The 253-nt window shown below is 60.5% G+C and carries 1 pseudogene; it reads right to left on the reverse strand.

The window, feature by feature from the left end:
- A pseudogene (locus tag V0R37_RS22770) lies at positions 1-253 on the reverse strand (hypothetical protein); the annotation flags it as partial.

Genomic DNA, 253 nt, shown 5'->3' on the forward strand with positions numbered 1-253 from the left:
TGAATTCCGCCGCATCCCGCCAGGTGGAAATCCCGCCAATACCGGAAATGGGCAGCGTGGGCGTGGCTGGGTCTCGGGCAATTTCCGCCACCATGTTCAGGGCGATGGGTTTCACCGCGCTGCCGCAGTAGCCGCCGTGGGTGCTCTGGTGGCCCACGGTGGGTTTGGCGACCATGTTGTCCAGGTCGATGCTGGTGATCGAGTTGATGGTGTTGATAGGCGCGCACCACTTTGTAGGCTTTGTACGAAAACT

Source organism: Pollutimonas rozaliensis, assembly GCF_048751585.1.
Taxonomy (GTDB): Bacteria; Pseudomonadota; Gammaproteobacteria; order Burkholderiales; family Burkholderiaceae_B.